The sequence below is a fragment of the Cellulosilyticum sp. genome (genome assembly GCF_982396655.1).
Map to the genome: position 1 here is coordinate 1 of NZ_CEVXFV010000028.1, position 25,354 is coordinate 25,354.

Genomic DNA, 25,354 nt, shown 5'->3' on the forward strand with positions numbered 1-25,354 from the left:
CCTTAATACTTGATATTTTTTTATAATAAATTAAGCGTTAAGTAACCTAGTCTTTCTATAGGTTACTTAACGCTTATAAATAAATTATGTGTTTTATAAAATTTATCTATAACAATAGGAACAATTTAAAATCTAAAATCACGTTTTCCTTCCATAATATCATGTACATGTAGTGTAGCAATTTCACGTACCTTAGGGTTCGGAATATGTTTTAACTCTCTTTCAATTAAATCATTACCAATCTTGCAAGTCTCTTCACTAGCATAATCTTCAAGATATTCTTTGAGTGTCATTAAAGCATTTGGGTGGCAGCAGTTCTGGATTTGCCCGCTCTTACAAAGGCTCATAAAGCGATCTCCTGTACGCCCTTCACGATAACAAGCTGTACAAAAGCTTGGAATATATCCCATTTGTATGAGCCACTGTACGACTTCATCTAAAGTACGTTTATCACTGACATCAAATTGCTCTGAATTATCTTCTTCTGCTTCTGGTTTGTAATAACCACCAACACTTGTCTTAGATGCACCGCTTATTTGCGAAACACCTAAGCGAATTACCTTCTCACGGACTGCTTGACTTTCACGTGTAGAAATAATCATACCCGTATAAGGTACTGAGATACGAATAAGCGCACAAATCTTTGCAAAAGTATCATCACTAATGCCATTATCAAAAGCATTTGGATCAATATCATCTGCATGTTTTACACGTGGCACGCTAATTGTGTGAGGTCCTATGCCATGCACTGCTTCTAGATGCTCTGCATGCATTAACAGCCCTGCAAATTCATAACGATATAACTCTAAGCCAAAAAGTACACCCAATCCTACATCATCAATTCCACCCGCCATAGCACGATCCATGGCTTCTGTATGGTAATCATAATTATGTTTGGGACCTGTTGGATGAAGTTTTTCATAACTTTCTTTATGATAAGTTTCTTGGAATAGAATATACGTTCCAATCCCTGCTTCTTTAAGCTTTTTATAATTCTCAACAGTCGTAGCCGCAATATTAACATTCACACGACGGATAGCACCATTTTTATGCTTTATGCTATATATAGTCTTAATACATTCTAATATATATTCAATAGGATTCATATTAGGATCTTCCCCTGCTTCTATGGCAAGGCGCTTATGTCCCATATCCTGAAGTGCTGTTACTTCTTGAACAATTTCTTCTTGTGTTAATTTTTTACGCGCAATATGTTTGTTTTTCAAGTGATATGGACAGTATACACACCCATTTACACAGTAATTTGAAAGATAAAGAGGTGCAAAAAGTACAATACGATTCCCATAAAAATCTTTTTTAATTTGTTCTGCCAAATCATATATTTCTTGAATCTTACCTACATCTTCACAAGCTAAAAGAACAGATGCCTCACGGTGCGTTAATCCTTTTCTTAGCTTTGCTTTTTCAATAATTTGACTTACTAAGTCTAAATTATCCTTATTTGCATCGGCATAAGCTAGCGTGTCTAAAATTTCTGCATGATTAATAAACTCTTCGGCTTTCAATGACTTTGGATTATACATAAATTTCCCTTCCTTTTGAGTTAGATTTTTCTTCCTCATTAGCACTATTTTATTTATAAAATATATCACTATATTGTAAGAATACACTAATAAGTCTATCTCACAATTAAGTTCTATTAATTATCACACAATTTAATATTTTTATCAACTATATTTCATTTTTAAATATTTGATTATTTTTAGTGCTGTATTTAAATCTGCCCAAAAGCACTGGCTAGCATCAGCTTAATACGGTTAAGCTGATTAACTTCACTTGAACCTGGATCATATTCTATGGGGACAATCTGTAATTTTTCATGTCTTGCCTTAACCGCTTTTATAATTCCTCTCGCATTGACATGAGCTGGTAAGCAGCCAAATGGTTGCATGCATACAATATGTGACACACCTTGATGTGCCATTTCACGTATCTCACCTGGAAGTTTCCAGCCCTCTCCCGATTGATTACCAAGTCCTATAATTTCTCCTGCGTCATGTGCTAAACTTGCAATACGGCTCGGTGCCTCAAAACGTTTACTCGTTTCTAAAACCTCTAGATAAATTTTTTGATAATGTTCGATCATCTTAAGCATTGCTTTTCCAGCAATATGCCCCTTAAGAGAACCATCTAAATGTTTGTAATTATAGGTTTGGTTATATGCTGATGCTAAAAATAATGTTAGTAAGTCGCTAGAAACAACTTCTACGCCCTCTTTTTCCAACATCCCTATAATATGATTATTGGCAATTGGATTTAATTTAACAAGTAATTCTCCTACAATCCCTACTCTAGGTTTAACAAGTTGTTCATGACAAGGTAATGCGTCAAAGTCTGCTATAATGCCTTTTAACGTTTGCTTAAAGGTTTGACGTAATGGTAATTTAAAGCTTTCCTTACATTTTTCAAGCCACTTCTCATAAAGTGCCTGTGCACTATCCTTGACCTTTTCATAAGGACGTACACGATATAAAACCTTTGTAAGTAAATCACCATATATAATAGCAGCAATAGCCTTAGGTAGTAATTTCTTTGAAAAGCCATCAAAGGCACTATCTTTTTTCACACCTGCAAGACTAAGTGTTAAAACAGATACCTCTGACATTCCTGCTTCCGCTAACGCCTTTTCTAATACCTTTACATAGTTTGTAAAACGACATTGCCCTTCAGTTTGTGCCATAAGTATAGCCGTTTGTTTTAAGTCATATTGTCCTGATTTTAAAGCATTCATAATCTGACCTATTACAACCATAGCAGGATAACACATATCATTATGAAGATACTGCATGCCATCATCTAAAATGCCCTCTTCATTTTTTAAGATGACGACTTCATAACCATCCGTTTCAAATAATCCTTTTAAAAGTTCAAAATGTGTTGGTGCAAATTGTGGTACTAAAATAGTTTTTTTATGTGTAACTTGTGCTAATACTATTTCTTCTCTTTGTGTTTCTGACTTAAATGTATGCTTTTCACGTTCCTTAAGAGCTGCTTTCAACGAACGAAGTCTAATACGTGCAGCGCCTAAACTACTTCCTTCATCAATTTTAATATTGGTATAAGTCTTACCTGCTTCATAAAGTAAGCGTTGGACTTCGTCTGTCGTAATTGCATCAATACCACATCCAAATGAAGTAAGTTGTACAAGTTCGAGATGTTGATACTGTGTCGCAACTTTTGCTGCATGATATAAGCGTGAGTGGTATGTCCATTGATTAACGACTTGAAGTTCTTCTTGGGATATCTTACTAAGATGCGCTACACTATCTTCAGTAACAACAGCCATTCCTAATGTATTTATAAGCTGGTCAATCCCATGATTAATTTCTGGATCAATGTGATAAGGGCGTCCACTTAATATGATGGTTGTAATGCCCTTTGAGCCCATTTCTTCTAAAATATTTTCAGCCTTCAGACGTATCTTAGCCTTAAACTGCTCTTGTGCTACATGAGCAGCTGCAATTGCAGTATTCATTTCTGCCTTTGAGATATTAAACGGTTTTAACGTTTCTAAAAGTGTCCTACTTAGCTTTTTATCATTACGTAGCGTTACAAATGGATGCATATACATTACATTTTGGATACCTTCTATGTTATTATGAACTACTTCTGGATAAGAAGTCACAACAGGACAGTTAAAATGATTTATATTATTAAAGTCTGCATCTTCCTCATGAATAATACATGGGTAAAAAATATGTTGTACCCCCTTGGTCAGTAAACTTTCAATATGCCCATGAACCATTTTAGCAGGATAACATGCTGTTTCTGAAGCGATAGATTCTAATCCAGTTTCATATAATGCCTTTGATGAAGGATCTGATAATACGATATCAAAGCCAAGTTGTGCAAAAAGGGTTGCCCAAAACGGATAGTTCTCATACATATTTAAAACCATTGGTATACCAATATGCCCACGCTGTGTCTTATGGCTTCTCTGAGGCATATAACTTCTAAGCTTCTCATATTTATAAGCTACAAGATTCGGTAATTTATTTTCTACTTTTCCATTACCAAGACCTTTTTCACAACGATTTCCTGAAATAAAGCGTTTGCCGCCTTTAAAACGACTTATAGTAAGTTGACAATGGTTATTACATTTACCACAACGTGCATGCGTTGTAGTCATCTTTTGTGTTTCATCTCCTTGAGGCATCTGAAGTGTTGTGCTCTTTGCTGTTTGTTTATAAGCCTTCTGTGCTAGAAGCGCCATACCGAACGCCCCCATAAGACCAGCAATATCTGGGCGTACTACTTCCCTACTTGCTAAATTCTCAAAAGCTCTTAATACTGCCTCATTATAAAAAGTCCCACCTTGCACAACAATATGTTTTCCAAGTGCTTCTGGATTTTTTAGTTTGATAACCTTATAAAGCGTATTTTTTACAACAGAATACGCAAGGCCTGCAGAGATATCTTCTACACTATAACCTTCCTTTTGTGCCTGTTTCACGCGGGAATTCATAAAGACTGTACATTTAGAACCTAAATCCGCTGGGTTTTTAGCAAACAATGCTTTTTGTGCAAACTCTTCAATCTGAAGACCTAATGAATTTGAAAATGTTTGAAGGAAGGAACCACATCCTGCTGAGCAGGCTTCATTTAATGTAATACTTTGAATCATACCGTCTTGGATACGTAAACATTTCATATCCTGCCCACCAATATCTAAAATGAAATCTACTTCTGGTGAAAAATATTTAGCTGCTTCAAAGTGTGCTACAGTTTCAATTTCACCAATATCCATACTAAAAGCTTCTTTTAATAGAGCTTCACCATATCCAGTTACACCACAATGCGCAATATAAGCAGCTGGTGGAAGTTGTTTGTTTAAATCCCTTAAAATAATTGTTGCCGCATCTACAGGATTACCTTGATTGCTCCCATAATAACGGTAAACAATTTCTCCTTTTTCACTTGTAAGTACAGCTTTCGTAGTTGTTGAACCTGCATCAATTCCTAGATAACAAGGCCCTTTAACTTCCTCAATAGATAAGCTGGTCGCTTTATTTTGGTGATGTCTATTGATAAACTCCGCATAAACCCTATCGTTTTCAAATAAAGGTGGTAAAGTTGTAGCACCTTCCGATATCTGCTGATGATTCGCTAATTCTAACTGACGCATTAGTTCTTCGTATGTAAATACTTTAGCTTTTTCATCTACACTTAATGCAGTTCCCATGGCAACATAAAGCGCTGAATCTTCTGGAAAAATCACTTCATCTTCTTTTAAATCAAGTTGTCTAATAAATGCTGCACGTAACTCAGACAAGAAAGTAAGTGGACCACCTAAAAAGGCTACCTTTCCTCTTATAGGCCGGCCACATGCTAATACACTAATTGTCTGTACTACTACAGCATGAAATATAGAGGCAGCAATATCTTCTTTAAGTGCCCCCTCATTGAGTAAAGGTTGTACATCCGTTTTAGCAAATACGCCGCATCTTGCTGCAATGGGATAAATATGTTTATACGCTTTGGCCATTTCATTCAGACCACTTGCATCTGTATGTAATAAAGCTGCCATTTGGTCAATAAATGCTCCTGTACCACCTGCACATGTTCCATTCATGCGCTGTTCTATCCCACCTTCAAAATAAATAATCTTAGCATCTTCACCGCCCAGTTCAATTACCACATCTGTTTCTGGATGTGTGACTTTCATAGCTTTCGTGCTTGCAATAACTTCTTGAATAAATGGAATACCCATTTTCTCTGCAAGCCCCATTCCTCCAGAACCTGTCATTTGAATCTGAAGTGATTCGTCTTGTAAATATATTTTAGCTTGTTCAAGTTGCTTTTTTAAAGTTTTTCTTATATCTGATAAGTGACGATTATATGTCTTATAAATCATCTCATTATTTTCATTTAAAACCACTAGCTTAATGGTTGTTGATCCAATATCAATACCAATACGTTGCATGACTAATCTTGTCTCCTCCAGTCGCCTATTTCTAGCTCTACTTTTATTCATAACTTATTAAGTTTACCAAAGAATCATGAAGAAGTCATATAGCTTTTAAGATGCAAAAAAATCCCAACCACTTAAATGTAGCTAGGACTTCTTTATAAATAAACAATTAAAAATCCACTTCATCTGGATTTAATCCAGATCCTCCACAATATGTCACTTCATTGATACGGCACATATCTGATGGGATGATTTCAAAATCAAATATATTTACATTCTCAGCAATATGCTCTTGCATCATTGCTTTAGGAAGTGGCAATATATTATTTTGCAATGCCCAGCGGATACAAAGCTGGGCTACTGACTTATGATAGCTTCTAGCAATCTCATTTAATGTTTCATTTGCTAACATATGCCCAGACCCCAATGGACTCCACCCTTCTACTAAGATATCATTGGCCTTACAAAAGTCAACGAGTTCTTCTTGCATCTGCCCTGGGTGAAGTTCTATTTGATTGACCATCGGTTTAATTTCACATCTTGCAAGAAGAGGTTCTAAATGATGTATTAGAAAGTTACTTACGCCTATAGCCTTCACATATCCTTCCTTATATAAGTCTTCTAAAGCACGCCACGTCTCTAAATTATGCGCCTTCCACTCACTATGTTGGTTTTCTACCGCTGGCCAATGAATTAAATATAAATCTAAATAATCTAATTGTAAGTCTGTTAATGTCTTAAAGAAAGCTTCTTTAGCTTGTGTATAGGAGCGGGAGGTATTCCATAATTTACTTGTAACAAAAATTTCTCTTCTTGGGATACCCGATGCAATAATTCCTTCTCCCACCCCTCTTTCATTCTCATAAATTGCGGCTGTGTCAATATGTCTATATCCTGCTTTAATTGCAGTACTTACAGCCTCTATAGCCATACCACCATCTGGAATCTGCCATGTGCCAAAACCAATACAAGGAATTTGATAACCATTATATAAAGTAAATGTATCGTTTAAACTAATCATTATATCCCTCATTTCTATTGACTGAATATTCTTTAATATCTTAATTCTTTTTCCTATTATAAAACAAGTTACAGAATAAGGAAATAGTCTTTTTATAATCTCTCTGCAATTTTTAATCCAGTAGGTGTCATCGCTAAACCACCTTCTGCCGTTTCTTTTAAACTCTTAGGTAGTTGCTCCCCAATACTTGCCATAGCATCTATGACTTCATCTGGTGGGATAATGCTTGTAATACCTGCTACGGCCATATCGGCTGCTGCAATAGCATTTATGGCGCCTATTACATTTCTTTTTACACAAGGTACTTCTACTAGTCCGGCAACAGGGTCACATACGAGGCCTAATAAATTTTTAAGTGCTATAGCAGCAGCATGACTTATTGCACTGGCACTTCCACCATTTAGGTAGGTAAGTGCTGCTGCTGACATACTGCTAGCAGACCCAATTTCAGCCTGACACCCTCCTTCTGCTCCTGAAATAGAAGCTCTTTTAGCAATAATTTCTCCAATACCTGCTGCAATATAAAGTGCTTTTACCATTTCTTCATCCGATACGTTCCTCTCTTCTTGAAATGTTGTTAAAACAGCAGGTAATACCCCGCAAGAACCAGCTGTGGGCGCTGCTACTATTCGTTTCATACAGGCATTACATTCACTGACGCAAATAGCACGTAGCATGACCTTATTCATAAATCCTCCGCTTATAAGTTTTCCCTGATACATGGCTTCTTCTAATTTAAACGCATCTCCACCTACTAAATGACTATTTGATTTTTCTTTAGGGTCATAGGCCTTAATACTACTTTTCATGGCACTATACATCTGTGCCATTTGCCGCATACTTTCCTTCTTTTCTATATGTCTTTCTTTCATATCTTCTTCTAATATTATTTTCCATAAAATTTGCGCATCATTCTGACTTGCCATTAGCATCTCTTCAATCGCTTCAAATCCCATCTCATTTTTTCCTCCATATCTCTAATCTTCTAAACTCAGATAGGTAACTTTATTAATGCCCTCTAAGTGATGTAGCCAATTAATCCCTTCTATTGGAATCTCTTGATCACATTCAATAATCATAACAGCTTCACCACCTCTTGATGCACGGTAAAGCTGCATAGTTGCAATGTTTACCATTTTATGCGCTAACATGGATGTAACCTCACTAACATGGCCTGGTTGATCCATATTATGCACAACTAGAGTTGGGCGGTCTCCACTAAAATTAGCATCTAATCCATCTATTTGACACACTTTAATACGCCCGCCACCGATAGACGATGCTATTATCTCTAATTTTCTGCCACTCACACCTGTAAGTTTTAAAAGTACACTATTAGGGTGTACATCACGTAATTTAATTGTTTCAAATCTAAAATTAAGTCCTTCTTCCTTGGCTACTTCAAAACTATTCGGTATACGCGTATCATCTGGCTGCATACCTAAAAGTCCCGCTAAAAGTGCACGGTCTGTACCATGTCCTACCCCTGTTGCTGCAAAAGATCCATGTAAATAGAGTATGGCATTTTGAATAGGTTCACCCATAAGACGTTTTGCAATATATCCTATACGTACAGCCCCTGCTGTATGTGAACTAGATGGGCCTACCATCACTGGTCCAATAATATCTAATAAATTCATCGCTATATCATCTCCTACTTATAAAAACAAAAAAGGCACATGCCACTCAATGTAGCATGCACCTTTGCATAATATTACTATACACCCATTCCCCCAAGTATTGTCAACATATTTCTGCACATTAACCTAAATTTGATTACCATTTAAACAATAGCGATTCCACCATCTACAATAATATATTGTCCTTGAACATAACTAGATGCATCACTTGAGAAGTATAAAATCGTCCCATTTAATTCTCCTTTATGTGCAGGACGCCCCGTAGGATTAGCCTCTGAATAAGCTTTTAAAAATGCTTCGGATTTAAAAAGGGTGTTTTCTGTCATCTCTGATTCAAATATATCTTCTTTCTATTCTTCCTACTCTTGTTTACGAAGTTCTTCTATCTGATTTCTTAAATCCTCTGAGAGTGACTCTAATAAATAATTACGTTCTATCACTTGTTTTTCTTTATAATCTTCTAATATCTTTTTATTGGCATATTCCATTTCTTCCCTTAGCTCTCTAGCTGATAGCAATCTACAACCTTTACCACGAATAATAACTTGTTCTAAGCCATCAGATGTTGCAACAGTGACATTATACTTTTCACGATTTTCATGTGCAAATTTCTCAATATAATGGTCAGCTGTTTCAGCTTCTTTAGTATACACCACATGAATATTGTGGTAATCCATAATTTCAGTACGATGCCCTTGTACACGATATGCATCAAATACAGCTATAATTTGGCACTTTCTAATTCCTTGATAGTTACAAAGTGCATCTAGTAGCTTGATTCTAGCACCATCCATATTTTCAGCTGCCAATTCTTTTAAATTATCCCAGGCAAAAATGATATTGTATCCATCTACGAGTAAGTATTCTTCTCTTACTTCTTTAATGCTACTACTTCGTTGTACTGGTTCATAGTAACTTTCACGTGCTGTTTTTCTTTTTTTCCATGCTGATTTTTCACCTTGATTAGCATAAAAAGTCTTATTAAGAATTTGGTCAATCTCTTCTAAACCAATCCACTTTTCTTCTTCAAATATTTCTTGTGTACGTATGACTTCACCTGATGGATTTTCTTTATTAGGCTGCAAGCAGCTTTCGAGATGCATATAATCTTTTACTTCATTCCAATTTACCAAGAACCCTGAACCATGTGCACAAAAGACAGAACCTGTCGGATTTTCAATATCTCTCTCTGAATCATAAGCGATATTTGCAATGACTTCTTCTGCATTATGACATGGTTCATAGCCTTTTAAACTACAGAATAGTCGTCCATGACCTTTCGTATAGGCAATGACTTCTTTTTGATAATTACGCATCGTCACCACAGGTGCACTTCCTGTTAGGATTGATATTTCACCATCTGTCTGTGTAATCTCGCAAGTACCATGCATTTTTTCAACATCAGTCATGGCACGGCCCACCATTTTTTCTGGAATTTCTAATTGAAACGCATAAAAAGGTTCTAATAGAATTGAGTTAGCTTCTTTAAGTCCTTGACGCACAGCACGATAAGTGGCTTCTCTAAAATCACCACCTTCTGTATGCTTTTTATGTGCACGCCCTGAAACTAATGTGATTTTTATATCAGTGATATAAGCACCAGTTAATACGCCTCGATGTTGTTTTTCCTCTAGATGTGTGAGTATTAAACGTTGCCAGTTTTTCTCTAAAATATCTTCACTACAATTCACTGCAAACTGTACTCCGCTGCCCGGTTTACCTGGCTCTAGCATGACATGCACTTCTGCATAATGACGCAGCGGCTCAAAATGACCTACCCCTTCCACTGTATTTGCTATTGTTTCTTTATAAAGAATTGTCCCAGAGTCAAAAGATACTTCTACACCAAATCGTTCACGTATTAAACTTTGCAAAATCTCTATTTGTACTTCTCCCATAATCTGAGCTTGAATTTCTTGTAAGTGTTCATCCCAGACAATATGCAATTCAGGTTCTTCTTCTTCTAATTGACGTAATTTAGGTAATATTGTTCTTGGATCGCAGCCTTCTGGTAATATAATTTGATAAGATAAAACAGGTTCTAAAATAGGACTACTAGAAGTTTGTTCTATCCCTAGGCCTTCTCCAGGCCATGTCTCACTAAGACCTGTTACTGCACATATCGTTCCGGCATCTACTTCATTAACTGCTTCAAATTTTTGTCCTGAATATAAGCGAATTTGATTAACTTTCTCTTCCCAAACATTTTCTAAACTTCCTTTAAACAGCTCTCCTTGAGGGGCATTCGTTAATGCTGTTTTTACTTTAAGGTTACCTCCTGTTACTTTCATATAAGTTAAGCGATTACCTTGTTCATCACGTGCTATTTTAAAAACCTTAGCACCAAATGCTTCACCATAAACAGGCTCTTTTGTATACTTTACAATGCCTTGCATAAAGGATTCAACGCCTTCTAATTTTAAAGCTGAACCAAAGAAACAAGGGAAAACTTTTCTTTCTTTAATAGCTTTTATAATATAAGGTCGTTCAATATTACCATTTTCTAAATAAAGTTCCATAAGTGTTTCATCACACATCGCCAAATGGTCATATAAAGTCTCCTCATTTTCCAGAGCAAATTCAGTACATCCCTCGTGTAAACGTTTCTGAAGTTCTAACATTAATTTTTCCTTATCTGTTCCACTTTGGTCCATTTTATTGATAAATATAAAGACAGGAATCTGATATGTCTTGAGTAACCGCCATAACGTCTGCGTATGACCTTGTACACCATCAGCACCGCTTACAACTAAAATAGCATAGTCTAATACCTGAAGTGTTCGTTCCATCTCTGCCGAAAAGTCCACGTGACCTGGTGTATCTAATAATGTAATTTGTGTTTCATTTATTTCAAACATGGCTTGTTTAGAAAAGATTGTAATCCCTCTGGATTTCTCTAATTCATAAGTGTCCAAATAAGCATCTTTATTATCAACACGCCCTAACTTTCTAATTTTGCCACTTAAGTACAACATACTTTCTGATAACGTCGTTTTACCCGCATCTACATGGGCTAATATTCCAATGACTAATTTTTTCATATACTATTTCAAATCCTTCACCTTTGTTAATCTATCTCTTATTATTTTCATTTGTTCTATTCTTATCATACCAGTAAGTTAACAATATGACAATTTTCTTAGTATATTTAGTCTATATGATTTTGAGTAACGCGTCATAAACTAGAAATGACAGCATATATTTTAATAACCACGAAAGAAGGGGATAGATTTCTAAAAATCTATCCCCTTCTTTCGTGGTTATTTTGAAATTATTAGTCAACTTTTTTAAACGTAATTGTTAAAAATTGATTATGTTCTTCAGTACACAGGGTATTATAAGCATTTTGCATTGCTTCATCATAATTCTCACCTTCCCCAACGACTTCACCTTTAAAGTTGTTAAGTTTACCACTTATAACATACTGAAATTTTAATTTCATTTTCATCGCTTCCCATCTATTTTTTATACGCCTTATTTTGATTTCTACAATATATCATCGTATGCAATAACAAAAGATTATGTGCCTTATGAAGTAAAAACAAGTTAAGCTATAGTTCTCTTTATCAACTATCCAAAATATATCTTTTGTTTTTCCATGCATTCCTCCTCTATTAATTCTCTAATGATACTGACAGTTTATACCTTGTGCAGTGAAAAATTTGTAGAAATGTATACAGCGCAATAAATTATATTTTCTAGATAATTCCTAAATGACTTTTTGCTTGTACTAATTGCTTTGTAAACGCAGTATAAAAGTCTTGATTCTCCTCGATAGTTATTCGATAAAAGTTATCTAGTATATAGGTATTAATCTCTTCTAATTCTTTAGCATCTCTTATGAACTTAAGACGGAATGCGAGTGCTTTGATAAACTGATGCCATGATAAAATCATAGCTTTATTAGCTTCATAATTATTAATACCAATCCATTGTCTGACCTGAACCATTTCTAACTTCGGTTTCATACAATTGCCTACTTGTAAGAAATACTTAAAATCATCCTTCTCATAAACTCTTCCAAGTGGAAATAAACGACAGATATTAGGACGTGCACTATGAATTTCACATCTTCCTGCCGCATTTAAAAAACTACAACGTTTAGTGGCTCCTTGCATTTTTAAGTGTGGCAGTAAAATTTTATTTTCTTCATGAAGTTCAAGCTTATCACCTAATAAACTATCAAATGATATGTTCAAATGATTAACAAGCTCATAAGCATCAAAAGGTGTTAATGCCACTAAATCACCAACATTATGACAGCAGGCGCTACATCCATTACATCCACCAGCATCTGCTGCTACCATATCTTCTACATCATAAATTTTCCCATCTGAAATGTTCTCTAATGTTCTTGTTGTGTGCATAGTTTCTCCTTACTCCCACGTTTTCCAAATCTCAGGTGTGTAGCATATGGTTGCTTGTTTACCATTACGTACAATAGGCGTTTTTAAAAGTTGCGGAAATTCTAACACGCGTTTTTCCTTATTTGCATTAGATGCAAACTGAATGCGTGATAAAGCTTCCTTATCTTTGCAGTTTGGATTAATCATTACTTCTATACCACCTACAGCTTGTTTCACACTGTTAATTTCACCTTGACTCATTCCTTTTTCTTTCAAATCAATAAACTGATATTTTACACCACGTTCTTTAAAATAACGTTCTGCTTTTTTTGTATCAAAACATTTTTTTGTTCCAAAAATTTGTATATTCATGACTTTACTTGCTAGGTTTTTTTACCTATTTCCTTTCTATACTTTATCTCTTATTATAACTTATTATTGCTATATTGAAAATAATGGCTATTTTAGTAAGACCAATTCTTAGGCATTTCCTCTAAAAACCAATATAAAACAGCTGATTTTACTCTTTGCTCTGCGGCATCTTTCTTATATAATTTTAATTGATAATAACCATACTGATTCTTCTTTAAAAATTGCTTAATTTCCTGTGTACTGACAACAAATTGTACTTGTTTAATTGTTTTTCTTAAATGACCCATTTCTTCTTCAAGGCGTTCTTGACTTATAAGTTTAAGCGCCCTAGCTTTTATAATCTCTTTTTCTGTCCTTTTAAATAATTCTTCACGTTTTCTTTCTTTAATAATATAAGCTACATTACAGCTTCTAATTAAATTAGCCTCTAGAATCTTTGTATAAGGCATCTCAATATAACTCTCGCCTAAGGACTCATATTTATTGCGTTGTTCATTCCATTTTAGGCGTGTATAGGGACAGCATAAATACAGATATTCTTGTAAATACTTATAAAAACTTTCTCGATTAATAAAAATACGTTTCCATTTCTGTACTTGCATGTCCAAAAAATGCATGTCTGTCCTATGCTCTAAAGTAAAATATTCTACAGCTCCTTGAGGTGCTACAATATAATCTACATAGGGTATTATATTAAATCGTACATGTTTCTCATCAATATCTAAAAATCTTGCAATATCTTCAACTAGTATGTTATAACCATCTTCTTCCATCGCTTTTGCCATACCCTTTATAACGATTTCCTGTCTTTGGATTACGGCATCTTCATAAGCAGCTTTAATTTCCTCATCTTTTAAGCCCATTTTCTCTAAATGTTGTATATGTTCTTTTAATGATTTTTCTTTTGGAAAATAGGTTTGACTTTGATCACTCATACGGTTTCTCCTTAAATAATTTTATTAATCTTTTATTGACCTCATTATTCGAGGCCTTGTATAATAGTTCGCCTTCCCTAGATGTAAAATAGGTTTTTAGTATATAAGATTTTTTAGCTGATTAATTACTTATTTGAGTAATATGTATTATACCACTACTCTCGCTACACTACTACATCTTTTCATTTATATATGTTAATCTTTTCAATGAAATTCCAGATATGAAATAATTGAAAGTACACGTAAAAAATGTTATACTACTAACAACAAATTAAAAGAATATAGAAATAATGTATGAAAGAGCTTATTTTTATAAGCTCTTTTTCTATGATACAGAAAGGTATTACTATGATAAAAATTGAAAACTTATCTTATGGCTTTCCACAAAAAGAACTCTATCATCAAATTTCATTTACATTAGAAGAAGGACAGCATTGTGCTTTTATTGGTGTAAGTGGTAGTGGTAAAAGTACACTAATTGATCTTATAATGGATCCGGAAAAATATATGTTTGAAGGTTCCTTAGAAGTTATGCCTAATTGCAAAATAGGTTATGTTAGTCAATTTCCTGATGCTAATAAAACAAAAGAAACAACTGTATTTGAATATATTGCGAGTGACTGCATTAAGTTACAAACTGAGCTTGCTACCATTTGTACCGAAATGGAAACAGCTACTGAACTTGATGAATTGCTTGAAAGATATCAAGAAACTTTCGATGCCTATGAAGCCCTTGGTGGTGATGATTTTGAAAGTAATATCAATAAGAAATTAAATTTAGCTGACCTTATGAAACATAAAGATCTTATGATTTCTGAATTAAGTGGTGGTGAATTTAAACTTGTTCAAGTTATTAAAGAAATGCTTACAAAGCCTGATTTATTAATTATGGATGAGCCAGATGTATTCTTAGACTTTGAAAACTTAAATTCATTAAAAAACCTTATTAATACGCACAAAGGTACAATACTTGTCATTACACATAATCGCTATTTATTAAATCACTGCTTTAATAAAATTCTTCACCTCGAAAATAAAGAACTTCAAGAATTTGATGGCAGCTATATTGACTATAACTTCTCACTTCTTGCAAAAAAAGTGGAACTTCAAGAACTGGCACAAGCTGACACAGACGAAATCGAAAGAAATGCTCGCTTAATTGAAAAACTCCGTGAGGCTGCTACAAATAATGCTGAAGCCGCTAGAGGTAAAGCGCTTAAAGCTAGAGTTAAAATTCAAGAACGTTTAGAAGCACGTAGAATCAAAGCACCATTTGTTTATATTAAGCAACCTAATATCCGATTTGAAGTACAATGTGAAGTAACCCCTGACTTAGAAGAAGCTGTAGTTGAAGAAACACCTATCTTAAAAGTAACTGGTTATGGCGTTGCCTTTGATGAAACACTTCTTGAAGATATTAACTTTGAAATTAAAAAAACAGATAAAGTGGCCCTTATTGGTGAGAATGGAACAGGTAAAACAACTTTACTACGTGAAATCTTCAAAAATAATCATAATGCCATTTGGATTCAAGAAGATATGAACGTTGCATATCTTTCTCAACGCCAAGGTGAAATGCTTAATGAGGACCATACAGTCCTTGAGGAGTTCCTTGCTGCAGGTTTTGAAACTATGTTAGAAGTTAGAAGATATCTTTCAAGCTATGGCTTTAACCGAGACAACCTTAATCAAAAAATCAGTGCTTTATCTGGTGGTGAGAAAAATATCCTTCAAATCGCTAAAATTGCTACAACGAAAACTGATTTATTACTTCTTGATGAACCAACAAGCCATTTAGATACTTATGCACAACTTGCTCTAGAAAAAGCAATTTCAGATTATAAAGGTGCTGTTGTTATGATTTCTCATGATTTCTATTCTATCGTAAACTGTATGGATTATGCCTTAATCATCGATAATAAAACAATTCGTAAAATCCGTATGCGTAAGTTTAGACAAATGATCTACGCAAAACATTTTGATAAAGATTATTTAGAACTAGAACAAAAGAAAAAAGCATTAGAAACAAAGATTGCCTTTGCCTTAAAAGACAATAACTTTACACTTGCCAAAGGCTTATGCGAAGATTTAGAAGCACTTATTAAATTATTTTAATATTAATAACAAATAGCCCCTTAGAGATTTGATTAAATCCCTAAGGGGCTATTTTCCAATTAATTACCAATAAGAAAATCTAAAATATCCCAGCCATCACTAGATTGTGCTTTATATAATTCTGTATAACCGCATCTTTTACAACTTACTGTTACAAATTTTTTGTTTTGAATATCAAATATCTTTGCAAAGTTTCCACCTGTTGCTTGAAATTGATCTGATTCATAGTGTTGATTACCACATTTTGGACAAACATACTGCTTCTGCTCCATATTAGCTCACTCCCCACTTTTAATTATACAACTTTAATATAATCCAATTGGCAGCGTATTTCAAGTTTTCATATGACCTTAGATCTTTTCAAATCTTTTAAAGGTCTTATTGTCTCTCGTAATCTCTTCATACCACATTTTTAAAGGTCTTACCCAAATCTGCTCATCTCCATAAAGGGCTTTATAAATGACGACTTCTTCTAATGTCTCACTATCTTTAGCAACTGCAACAACTTCATATTCATTTCCTTTAAAATGTCTATATCTGCCTAATTGAACCATTTCACTACCCTCTCTGCATGCCTTGTATAAAATATCTTTATGCCAACTGTTCTTCTGCATCAATTATCTTACCTTTAGGCAATGCACCTCTTACAATGCTTTCCCAAGGTGTTCCCAATACTTTATCCATAAAGATAATTTGTCCATAATCTTCTTCTGTTCGAATGAGTCTGCCACAACCTTGTTTAAGTTGTAATCCCATTTCTGGATAATCTACAGTTACGCTAGGGTCTAATCCCTGTTCTCTGGCCGCTATGCGTTGTGCTTCAATTAAAGGATCTAAGCTCGGGAAAGGAAGCTGCCAGATAACAACTAATGTTAAAGCTTCACCTGGTACATCTATTCCTTCCCAAAAATCTGATCCTACTAATACAGAGTTCTTCTCTTCTTTGAATTTTCTTACAAGATAGCCTCTATCGCCTTCATCCTCATAGAATACTTCAAATGGTAATACCTGTTTACTTAAGTAGCTTCTAATCTTACTAACTTCACTGAGTGAACGGGTTAATACAAGTGCATGTCCCCCATTTTTCTTAAGCTGCGTTACAAGTGCTTCAATGCGCTGCGCCATACTTTCATCATATCCTGCTTCTAAGGTAATGGTCACTTGCTCTGCCATATTAAATGGGCTGCCAATTGTTGACTTAGAAGGTGACTTTAAGCCCATCATACGAATGAAGTAATCAAAGTTTCCTTCATGACTTAATGTCGCCGAACTAAAGATAACTGGCAATTTCTTTGTATATAATGCCTTATTTAACATTTCAGTCAAGTTTCTTGGCACTACAACGAAGCTTTCACTATTTGGCTGCACCCAGGCAATAATATCTTGTCCTTGATTCTTACAGAGCTGTGCTAAACCACGCATAGCTGTTTCAATCTGTCCCTCGTAAGCTTGTATTGAACTTACAGGAATAGCTTCTATATAAAGCTCTTGTTCAATTTGAAGCTCTATAATTAACTGATCAAGGACCGAACGTAAAGTACGTGCCGCACTTAATAACGGTTCACTAATTTGAATGGTGCGGCGCATTTCAGCCTCTGCTTGACTATTTAATTTCTCTAGTAACTCAAAGAAATATTCCATAGCATCTTCAAGGGCTGCTGTTGTTGTATGCAATGAATTTCTAGCCCCTTGTATTTCTTCTAAAGAAGTAATGATGGCTTGTAAATCTTCTTTAACAATTTGATGACCAGCTTGCAGGGCTGCTGGCTGCATAATTTTATGCCCTTCATCAAAGATAACTGCTGAGTAATCTGGTAAAATTGGCATCTGACCATTTGCTAGCTTTTCTTCTCTTGTCCATAAATCATGAAAGAATGTTTCATGATCAACAATAATCAAATCTTGAGTGGCTCTATAATGCGCTCTTGCACGCACTAATTTACAATAGCCACGACTTAAACATACCTCACAAGACATCCCCTCATTCCAAGCAATCTTTTTCCATACTTTATCTGTTACAGTAGGAATTTCTGCACGTTCACCACGTTTCGTTTCTCCAATCCACTGCTGTACTTCATCCGGAATAGGTTCAAATGCTTCTATACAGGCATCAGCACGTACCTGACATAAATACTGTCTTGGGTCTTTTGCCATCCTAGCATCTACTTCTAATCCAAGTAACTTAGATAACTTATGAATGTCCCCATCTTCAGCCGCAAGCTGTTCTTGTAAGGCTGGTGAAGCACATGAAATAACCACTGGTTTTCCTGTATGTCTTGCATAAGGAATAGCTGATAATAAATAAGCAAATGTTTTTCCTGTTCCTAGACCAGCCTCTGCTAAATGTATCTTTTTTTCGCAAAAAGCATCTGCTATTTGAAATGCTGTAAAGATTTGTTCGTCTCTTACTTCATACCCTTGTTCAGGCAATATATCATATAAAACATCACCAATCCATTCTATTAATTTATCCTGAAATTCTCTTCCATTTGAATATGCAAATGGCATTTTTACTTTTGTATTCATATATTGCTCTCCTATTTGGTGATATAAATTTCTATTATACGCTAAATAGCACTAACTGCCATTATAACAAGAGAAAAAACTTTCTTCAAGCATCTCCTTTTTCCAGTAAGCCTTACGATCTATTTATAGTTAATACATCTTTAATAATTATCGACTTTTACTCCTCATATTCTCTTACAGCTATAACAGTATGAACATTATAGCTCGTTGACAGTGCTTTACTTTCAGCCTCACTGCTGCTGCTTGCTAAAACTGTCATGCCACATTCATTACCTTCATAATCAAGATACTCAATATAATATAAATTCATTTCTAAAACTCCTTAATATATTTTTAATATTTATTGTAACACTAATATATCTTTTTATTAGCTTTACCCGTTAATAGAGCTGCCCTAAAACTACTTTACTAGTTTCAAGGCAGCTCTCGTATTTAATAGATTACTTTATTTATTCACCTACCACAATATTTTTCTCTTCTGCTCTATAGTACGAACTGTGTGCTTTTACAAATTGTCTATAAAATATAAAACCTACCATAGAAGTCACTATTTCTGTAATAGGAAATGTCATCCAAAAATACTCAAGTCCTAATAAAGACAAAACATAGCCCACTGGTACAAATAGACATACCGTTCTTATGATAGTTAGTACTATACTCTTTAAACCATATCCAAGTGCTTGAAAATACACCGGGAAAATTAAAGAGGTTACCATCGGTAAAAAGCTCATTCCTATAAAACGAAATCCCCCTGTTCCTATTGAAATGACATCCGCATCCTGTGAAAATACTTGGAGCATTTGAGTTGGTATGCCCTCAAAGCAAATAACACCTATCATCATAAACATCAGGCCAAAACTTATTGCAGTCCATAAAACCTTCTTGCATCGCTCTATAGCATAAGCCGCATAATTGTAGCTAAGAATTGGGACAATACAAGTCTGCAGCCCACCTAGCGGTATAAAGAAAAAGGTCTGCCATTTATAATATAAACCAAGTGCAGTAACTGCCTGATCTGAAAAACCTGCTAAAATTAAATTAAGTCCTAATATATACAATGTATAAGCTGACTGCATAATAATGTTTGGAATCCCATCATAATAAATCTTCTTAATATATGTGCGGTACTTACACAGTGTTGGAGATTTTTTATAGCCATATATCCCCACTATGATAGCTGTAGCAATTTGGCCAATAACAGTTGCAATGGCAGCACCTTTCAAACCCATTTCAGGGCTACCCATATATCCAAAAATCAAAATTGGGTCAAGAATAATATTAACTACTGCACCAACAATCTGAGCAATCATAGGAATTTTCATATTTCCAGTGGCTTGAAGCACTTTTGTCCAAATGCTGTTAATGGTAAAATAAAACGGAGAGATTTTGGTAAACAATATTGGAGAATATTATACATTTAATTACAATTATACTTCTCTTTTGATAGAATAGTTGCATATCTATCAAAAGGAGGAAATGTAGTGAAAGGATGGCCTATGTTTATTGAAATCCAAACTTATAAATCAATGGGGCTTAATAAATCTCAAGTCTCAAAGAAATTGAAGATTAACTTTAAAACAGTTTGTAAGTACTGGAATATAAGTCCAAGTACATTTCAAACACTTCAAGAACAGTCTAAATCACGTACTAAAAAGATTAATCCTTATCATAATCAGATACTTGAATGGCTTAGAGAATTCCCTGACTTATCATCAGCTCAGGTGTTTGATTGGTTGCTTGAAAGGCATCACAACCTTGATTTTAAAGAAAGAACATTACGTTTATACATTCAAGAACTTAGAAAGACTTATGCCTTACCTAAACATCCACCACTTAGGCAATATGAAGAAGTTCCAGAAACACTTCCAGGCGAACAAGCTCAAGCTGACTTTGGACAAATCTGGGTAAAAAGAGTGAATGGTACACGTATCAAAGTGTATTGCTTTGCATTAGTATTGTCCTATTCAAGATATAAGTTTGTGTGGTGGCAAGAGCATCCTTTTACAAGTGATGACTTAATTATGCTTCATCAAAAGGCTTTTGAATACTTTGGTGGCATGCCTAAGGAAATCGTTTATGATCAAGATAGGATTATTATTGTTTCAGAAAATGCAGATGATATCATTTGTACAGAAACCTTTCAGAATTACATTAATCACATGAAATTTAAGATGAGACTTTGTAGGGCTTATGACCCAGAAAGTAAAGGGAAAGTTGAAGCTGTTGTAAAGTTTGCAAAGAACAACTTTGCAAGGCATAGAATTTTTAAGGATATTGATTCATTTAATGATGAAAATCTACTTTGGCTTGATAGGACTGGAAATGGGAAGGTTCATGATATAACAAAAAAAGTACCTAAAGAAGTGTTCACCCTTGAAAAACGACACTTACTTCAGATACCTTCTTCATTGTTTAATCAACAATCTAAATCTAGTTTAACGTATTCTGTTCGAAAAAACAATACTATTTCTTATAAACAAAATCGTTATCAATTACCTAAAGGTACTTACTCTCCTGGGAAAGAAGTTCTTCTTTCTCTAAATGGTGATACGTTAGATTTATTAGATGTTGATACTGGAGAAGTATTAGCAACACATAAAATTGCCACTGGTAAAGGCAACTTGATTCAAATCCATCATCCTGAACGTATTAAAGGTAGTAATCTTTTAGCTCTTGAAAATGAAGTAATTGAATACTTTAATCATGCATCAGAAGCTGTACAGTTTTTAGCTCATATAGAGTCTGCTAAACCGCGTTATTATAGAGATCAACTTTTCTCATTGAAACAGTCTTGTAAGCAACATACAACGGAGGACCGATTAGCTGCACTTCATTATTGTATAGAAAGAAATTTAATAAGTGCGAGTTTCTTCAAAGAAGCTTTGGATTATCTTATTCAAAAGCTACTGCGAGATAAGAAATCTCAAGAAAAACGTCTTAAAAATGCAGCTTTTCCTACACTTAAAACTGTAGAAGAGTTTGACTTATCTTTTCAAAAATCTATTAACAAACGTCAGCTCAATGAACTTTGTGAGTTAGCATGGGTAGACCGTATGTATAACCTGATTCTGTTAGGACCACCAGGTGTAGGTAAAAGCCACCTTGCTATTGCATTAGGTTATAAGGCTGTTCAAGAAGGTTATACTGTAAGCTTTGTTTCGATGGATATGCTAATGCATACACTTAAAACGGCTGAAATATCCCGAAAAAGTAAAGGAAAACTCAATCGCATTCTTGCATCAAGTATTGTTATTATTGATGAATTAGGCTATTTGCCTATCACGCGAGAAGAAGCTAATCTTTTCTTTGGACTTATTTCATCACTTCATGAGCAAGCTTCTTTAATTATTACATCTAATAAAGGGTTTGAAGATTGGACAGAATTATTAGGAGATCCAGCACTTACAACTGCTGTACTTGATAGAATTGCATATCGATGTCAAGTTATCACGATGCAAGGTAAAAGTTATCGTTTAGAACATCGCCAATCATTATTCAAGACTGAAGAAGACTAACGTTTATGCCGCGAAAGTTCCTTGACTATGAGGGTTGATATGCTAAACTTACACATCTAGGCAGCACCTATCTTCGTAGCTAAACTTACATTTTAAGGTAGTTGCCCCTGCTGCCTAAGAGTATATCAACGGAGGCTCGTGGTCAAGGAAAACGTGGAATAAATGTGGATAAGTATAAAAAACAAATAGTTATTATATACGGAATATTATGTAAAATTATTTGCCAAAATTTCTCCGAAAGTACTTGCCGGTAACAAATGGTCAAACGTTCTTTCTTCTTGTACCGTAACTTTTATATTTTGATGTGTCAATATACCCAATAAATTTTCTTCACAAACTCTCGGCAATACTAATGCATCCTCTGTTTCATCAAATCCATAGATAACCCTTGACTTATTATAAGTAGGCATTCTCATGGCTTAAGTTTTGAAGAAATCTGGTTTAATACTTTGTTTTTCATATTCAAGTTCTGCATAGGCCTTTACCAGTACATTATATTTATTCAGTAGCTCTTCATAGTTCATGACTATTATAATCCCTTTCACTATTTTAGATACAACAAATCCCTTCTCTAGGAAGGGACTGTTAAATGTTTTTATATACTATTAACTAATAAATTTTAATAGGTGTTATATTATAGACTGCTTTTTCTAACTTATCTATAATTTCTTGTTTTAAATCAGATTTCACGTTCATTATCTAACGCATTCCATAATCGTTTTGCAATGGGTTACATGCTAATGGTAGCCAATACAACTATATTAATCCAGCAGTTTTGTTTATCTAAAATTCTTCATTAATCCATTTATAAAGTTGAGTACAATTATGGTCACTATCTTCCATGGTAAATCTCATATCCATTTCTAATTCCTCAAACCCATTTCTTTTATATAAGTTATATCCTTCTTTTGTTGAATTAAGTGTTACAAAAGTAGCCCCAATATACTCCTGTGCAATCATCTCGATTCTTTCTAGGCATTCTATAATTAAAATATCACTTAGATAAATTTTGTCACCGGAAGGTAATATATCAAATACTTGTTTATGATATTTTTCATCTAATGCAAAATAATTAATATTCACTGCTCCACCCATGCGAATATATCGACTACTCTCCCCTACTTCTTCTATTCGATCTACCGAACTCATCCTCAAATTATAATATCCAATAATCTCACTATTTTCTTCAGATAGAAATACATACGTCTTACCTATATTAGCATTTAAAGAATAATCTCCATCTTGTAAAAATCCATCAAGATATGTATTCCCCGAACTAAATCTTTCTGCTAATGGCAATAGCTCTGGGGATAATGGATGTATATTCAATAGTCCATCTTGTTTCATTATTTTTTATCCTTTTCTGTAACAATTAATCGGCATTTTTGTGTTTGTGAATTTACTTGTACTGAAAACTTATGACTTCTAATATAATCTCTTCTTTCTTTAGCCTCTGCACTTAATGGTGTCTTCTTTAACATTTTTTCTGTTGTAGTATAAGTTGTATTTGTTGGGTATACATAATTCATATAAATACCTCCTTTATTATCCTATGCTATTAAAATATATTTCTTTCGCATAAAAATATATTTATTCTATTATTTACTTTCAATTATTTGCTTTAGTTTGTAATAAATCCTTATCTCCTTATATAATATGGCCAATTATATTGTGTGTCAATCATTTATGGGATAATATTAAAATATGGGCTTCCTAGAAATTCTAAGTAGCCCATATTAACTATTTTAATTTATTTAATTTTACGACATTTTCCACATGGGTTGTATGTGGAAACATATCTACCGGGCATATTGCTTCTACTTTATAACAACTGCTTAGATACTTTAAGTCTCTTGCTAACGTTTCAGGATTGCATGAGATGTATATCACATTTTTAGGTGCAACTTTCATGACTGAATCCATAAATGCCTTGTCACTTCCTGCACGAGGTGGATCCATAAAGACTACATCAATAGGCTCTTTATTGTCTTTAGCCAGTTGCACCATAAACTTTCCGGCATCTGCATTGTAAAATTTTATATTTGTCTGTCTGTTGCATTTGGCATTTAATTTAGCATCTTTAATAGCATCACTATTTAATTCAACGCCTATAACTTCCTTGGCTTTTCGACTAGCAATGATACCGATTGTTCCTATGCCACAATAAGCATCTATAATGCGTTCTTTCCCAGTAAGAGTTGCCAAACTAATTGCCTTTTGATAAAGTACTTCTGTTTGTAGTGGATTTACTTGATAAAAAGATTTAGGCGAAATACGGAAGGTACAATCGCATAGTGTATCTTCTATATAGCCTTTTCCATAAATTACTTTTTCCCTATCGCCTAACACCATACTCGTTTTTTTATCATTTAAATTTAATATAATGGTAGTAATTTCTGGATGTAACGTACGTAGCGCCTTAATAAAGTTTTGTTTAGAAGGAAATACAAATGAACTTACAACAAGTACTACCATGATTTCACCACTTTTATGACCTGTTCGAATCAGCACATGGCGTACAAGTCCCGTTTTAGTATCTTCATTATAAACTTTCAGCTTAAATGAAGGCAAAAGACTGCGAATAGTTGCAATAATAGCATCTGCCTTTTGATTTTCTAAATAACAATTTGTTACTGGAATCACTTGATGGCTTCCTTCTTTATAGGTTCCTGAAATAATTTGACCATTTTTAGAACGTTCGAATACAGCATGAACTTTATTACGATAATATGTAGGGCTTACCATTCCTATAATAGGTGCAATATGGCCATATTTTTTTAGAAGTTTAGCCACCTGTTCTCTCTTATATCTTAATTGCTCCTTATAGGGCATACTTAGCATTTGACATCCTCCACATCTATTTTCCACTGGACATTTTAAGACTGTGGTTTGCTTTCGCGTTATTTGGTTTTCTTTTGTAGCAAGTTGATTCATTATTTTTCACCTTTAGTT

At 34.3% G+C, this 25,354-nt stretch carries 23 protein-coding genes; 2 read left to right on the plus strand and 21 right to left on the minus strand.

Annotated features, from left to right (window positions below):
* Positions 1-125: 125 nt before the first annotated feature.
* The 11 genes from hydG to AC1VAQ_RS12475 form a co-directional block, all read right to left on the minus strand.
* A complete protein-coding gene (gene hydG, locus AC1VAQ_RS12425; RefSeq protein WP_302598540.1) occupies positions 126-1,544 on the minus strand; it encodes a [FeFe] hydrogenase H-cluster radical SAM maturase HydG in 1,419 nt (472 codons plus the stop codon).
* A 191-nt stretch (positions 1,545-1,735) separates the two neighbouring features.
* Positions 1,736-5,995, minus strand: coding sequence for an acyl-CoA dehydratase activase-related protein (locus AC1VAQ_RS12430; RefSeq protein ID WP_479903968.1), 4,260 nt, complete (start codon positions 5,993-5,995; stop codon positions 1,736-1,738).
* Between the two features lie 106 nt (positions 5,996-6,101).
* The gene (locus tag AC1VAQ_RS12435; protein ID WP_302598544.1) at positions 6,102-6,953 is read right to left on the minus strand and encodes an aldo/keto reductase; all 852 of its coding nucleotides are present in this window, start codon (positions 6,951-6,953) and stop codon (positions 6,102-6,104) included.
* A 92-nt stretch (positions 6,954-7,045) separates the two neighbouring features.
* Positions 7,046-7,909, minus strand: coding sequence for an L-serine ammonia-lyase, iron-sulfur-dependent, subunit alpha (sdaAA, locus tag AC1VAQ_RS12440; RefSeq protein ID WP_302598546.1), 864 nt, complete (start codon positions 7,907-7,909; stop codon positions 7,046-7,048).
* Between the two features lie 21 nt (positions 7,910-7,930).
* Positions 7,931-8,593 carry an L-serine ammonia-lyase, iron-sulfur-dependent subunit beta gene (gene sdaAB, locus AC1VAQ_RS12445; protein WP_302598548.1) on the minus strand — a complete coding sequence of 221 codons (663 nt, stop codon included), beginning with the start codon at positions 8,591-8,593 and terminating at the stop codon, positions 7,931-7,933.
* A gap of 143 nt (positions 8,594-8,736) precedes the next feature.
* Positions 8,737-8,919: an SDR family oxidoreductase gene (locus tag AC1VAQ_RS12450; RefSeq protein WP_330697579.1), complete on the minus strand. Its 183-nt coding sequence runs from the start codon at positions 8,917-8,919 to the stop codon at positions 8,737-8,739.
* A 33-nt stretch (positions 8,920-8,952) separates the two neighbouring features.
* Positions 8,953-11,634, minus strand: a complete 2,682-nt coding sequence (locus AC1VAQ_RS12455) for a translation factor GTPase family protein (RefSeq protein WP_302598549.1) — start codon at positions 11,632-11,634, stop codon at positions 8,953-8,955.
* Positions 11,635-11,867: 233 nt separating this feature from the next.
* Complete coding sequence (locus AC1VAQ_RS12460; RefSeq protein WP_302598550.1) at positions 11,868-12,035, minus strand: hypothetical protein; 168 nt, start codon at positions 12,033-12,035, stop codon at positions 11,868-11,870.
* Between the two features lie 256 nt (positions 12,036-12,291).
* On the minus strand, positions 12,292-12,960 hold the full coding sequence (locus tag AC1VAQ_RS12465; RefSeq protein ID WP_302598553.1) for a YkgJ family cysteine cluster protein: 669 nt from the start codon (positions 12,958-12,960) through the stop codon (positions 12,292-12,294).
* A 9-nt stretch (positions 12,961-12,969) separates the two neighbouring features.
* On the minus strand, positions 12,970-13,311 hold the full coding sequence (locus AC1VAQ_RS12470; protein ID WP_302598554.1) for an arsenate reductase family protein: 342 nt from the start codon (positions 13,309-13,311) through the stop codon (positions 12,970-12,972).
* Between the two features lie 92 nt (positions 13,312-13,403).
* Positions 13,404-14,246, minus strand: coding sequence for a hypothetical protein (locus AC1VAQ_RS12475; RefSeq protein WP_302598556.1), 843 nt, complete (start codon positions 14,244-14,246; stop codon positions 13,404-13,406).
* A gap of 327 nt (positions 14,247-14,573) precedes the next feature.
* On the opposite strand from AC1VAQ_RS12475, the gene AC1VAQ_RS12480 reads away from it, so the two are divergent.
* A complete protein-coding gene (locus AC1VAQ_RS12480; protein WP_479903969.1) occupies positions 14,574-16,361 on the plus strand; it encodes an ABC-F family ATP-binding cassette domain-containing protein in 1,788 nt (595 codons plus the stop codon).
* 59 nt (positions 16,362-16,420) lie between these two features.
* Here AC1VAQ_RS12480 and AC1VAQ_RS12485 read toward each other — a convergent pair whose 3' ends face one another.
* The 5 genes from AC1VAQ_RS12485 to AC1VAQ_RS12505 form a co-directional block, all read right to left on the minus strand.
* Positions 16,421-16,633 carry a zinc ribbon domain-containing protein gene (locus AC1VAQ_RS12485; protein ID WP_302598560.1) on the minus strand — a complete coding sequence of 71 codons (213 nt, stop codon included), beginning with the start codon at positions 16,631-16,633 and terminating at the stop codon, positions 16,421-16,423.
* A gap of 78 nt (positions 16,634-16,711) precedes the next feature.
* Positions 16,712-16,915, minus strand: a complete 204-nt coding sequence (locus AC1VAQ_RS12490) for a DUF1653 domain-containing protein (RefSeq protein WP_302598562.1) — start codon at positions 16,913-16,915, stop codon at positions 16,712-16,714.
* Between the two features lie 37 nt (positions 16,916-16,952).
* Positions 16,953-18,887 (minus strand): ATP-dependent DNA helicase, encoded by a 1,935-nt coding sequence (locus AC1VAQ_RS12495; RefSeq protein WP_479903970.1) that lies wholly within the window; start codon positions 18,885-18,887, stop codon positions 16,953-16,955.
* A gap of 157 nt (positions 18,888-19,044) precedes the next feature.
* Positions 19,045-19,197, minus strand: a complete 153-nt coding sequence (locus tag AC1VAQ_RS12500; RefSeq protein WP_302598566.1) for a hypothetical protein — start codon at positions 19,195-19,197, stop codon at positions 19,045-19,047.
* 139 nt (positions 19,198-19,336) lie between these two features.
* The gene (locus AC1VAQ_RS12505; RefSeq protein WP_479903971.1) at positions 19,337-20,209 is read right to left on the minus strand and encodes an MATE family efflux transporter; all 873 of its coding nucleotides are present in this window, start codon (positions 20,207-20,209) and stop codon (positions 19,337-19,339) included.
* 159 nt (positions 20,210-20,368) lie between these two features.
* Here AC1VAQ_RS12505 and istB point away from each other — a divergent pair, with 159 nt between their 5' ends.
* Positions 20,369-22,402: an IS21-like element helper ATPase IstB gene (istB, locus tag AC1VAQ_RS12510; protein ID WP_479903972.1), complete on the plus strand. Its 2,034-nt coding sequence runs from the start codon at positions 20,369-20,371 to the stop codon at positions 22,400-22,402.
* Positions 22,403-22,608: 206 nt separating this feature from the next.
* Here the strand turns inward: istB and AC1VAQ_RS12515 are convergent, their stop codons facing one another.
* The 5 genes from AC1VAQ_RS12515 to rlmD all read right to left on the minus strand — a co-directional run bounded on the left by AC1VAQ_RS12515 (position 22,609) and on the right by rlmD (position 25,336).
* Entirely contained in the window at positions 22,609-22,818 is a 210-nt protein-coding gene (locus AC1VAQ_RS12515; RefSeq protein ID WP_479903973.1) for a hypothetical protein, read from the minus strand.
* Positions 22,819-22,821: 3 nt separating this feature from the next.
* Positions 22,822-22,947, minus strand: a complete 126-nt coding sequence (locus tag AC1VAQ_RS12520; RefSeq protein ID WP_479903974.1) for a hypothetical protein — start codon at positions 22,945-22,947, stop codon at positions 22,822-22,824.
* Positions 22,948-23,185: 238 nt separating this feature from the next.
* Positions 23,186-23,749: an N-acetyltransferase gene (locus AC1VAQ_RS12525; RefSeq protein ID WP_302598572.1), complete on the minus strand. Its 564-nt coding sequence runs from the start codon at positions 23,747-23,749 to the stop codon at positions 23,186-23,188.
* Positions 23,749-23,931, minus strand: a complete 183-nt coding sequence (locus AC1VAQ_RS12530) for a hypothetical protein (RefSeq protein ID WP_302598574.1) — start codon at positions 23,929-23,931, stop codon at positions 23,749-23,751. Before AC1VAQ_RS12530 ends, AC1VAQ_RS12525 begins: the two co-directional genes overlap by 1 nt.
* Before the next feature lie 211 nt (positions 23,932-24,142).
* Positions 24,143-25,336, minus strand: coding sequence for a 23S rRNA (uracil(1939)-C(5))-methyltransferase RlmD (rlmD, locus tag AC1VAQ_RS12535; RefSeq protein ID WP_479903975.1), 1,194 nt, complete (start codon positions 25,334-25,336; stop codon positions 24,143-24,145).
* Positions 25,337-25,354: the final 18 nt, after the last annotated feature.